The sequence below is a fragment of the Halomonas flagellata genome (genome assembly GCF_022487945.1).
GTDB classification, from domain to species: Bacteria; Pseudomonadota; Gammaproteobacteria; order Pseudomonadales; family Halomonadaceae; genus Halomonas; species Halomonas flagellata.
Map to the genome: position 1 here is coordinate 1 of NZ_JAKVPY010000075.1, position 1,074 is coordinate 1,074.

At 57.6% G+C, this 1,074-nt stretch carries 1 protein-coding gene; it reads left to right on the top strand.

Translation table 11 applies throughout. The features are described 5' to 3' along the window. Positions 1-1,052: ISAs1 family transposase (locus tag MKP05_RS21150; protein WP_240570121.1), on the top strand; the 1,052-nt coding region annotated here is incomplete at its 5' end. Positions 1,053-1,074: the final 22 nt, after the last annotated feature.

Sequence of the window (1,074 nt, forward strand, 5' to 3'; positions counted from 1 at the left end):
AGCATCAGCTGTCGGATATCCTGTTTCTGACCGTCTGCGCGGTGATCTGTGGTGCCGAGGGTTGGGACGAGATCGAGGACTTTGGCCACGCAAAGCTGGATTTTCTCCGTCAGTATGGCGATTTTGAGGCTGGCGTACCCAGCCATGACACCTTGGCGCGGGTGATGGCCCTGGTAAATGCTGACCAGCTGCAGACAGCGTTTGCCGAGTGGATGAAGGCCTGCCATGACGTCACTGACGGTGCGGTGGTGGCCATTGATGGCAAGACGCTGCGCGGGTCGTACTGCCGCGGCAAGGGCAAAGGCGCCATCCACATGGTCAGTGCCTTCAGTGCGGCAAATGGGGTGGTGCTGGGTCAGGTCAAGACAGCGGAGAAGTCGAACGAGATCACGGCGATTCCTGAACTGCTCAAGCTACTGAATCTGCAAGGCTGCCTGGTGACGATTGATGCCATGGGCTGCCAGAAAAAGATCGCCACGCAGGTCCTGCAGCAAGGTGCCGATTACCTGCTGTCGGTGAAGGAGAATCAGCCAGCCCTGGCAGACGCCTTTGAGGCAGCATTCCCCATGGCCAAGGTGGTCAACTTCGAAGGGGATGCCTACGTCACGGATGAGAAGAACCGGGGACGTCAAGAGACTCGTTATCACATCGTTAGTGATGTTACTGAAGAGTTTCAGGAGCTTAGCTACGAATGGCCAGGCTTGAAAACGGTGGGAGTGGTGATGAGCTTCCGTCAGGAAGGTGACGAAGCGCCAGAGACGCCGATGATCCGCTACTACATCAGCTCGGCCGAGCTTAGCGCCAACAAACTCGCAGAAGCGGCCCGCCAGCATTGGTTCGTCGAGAACAAGCTGCACTGGTCACTGGACGTGGCGCTCCGTGAGGATGCCTGCAAAATCCACCGAGGCCAGGCGGCAGAAAACCTCGCCAGGGTCCGGCATATCGCCTTGAATTACCTGAAAGGGGAGACGCGTTTCAAGGGCGGCATCCGGCGGAAACAGAAGAAAGCGGCGCTGGATGAGACCTATCTGGCAGACATTCTCGCGGTGTAGGTTTTTTCATGCGTTTTCCCTG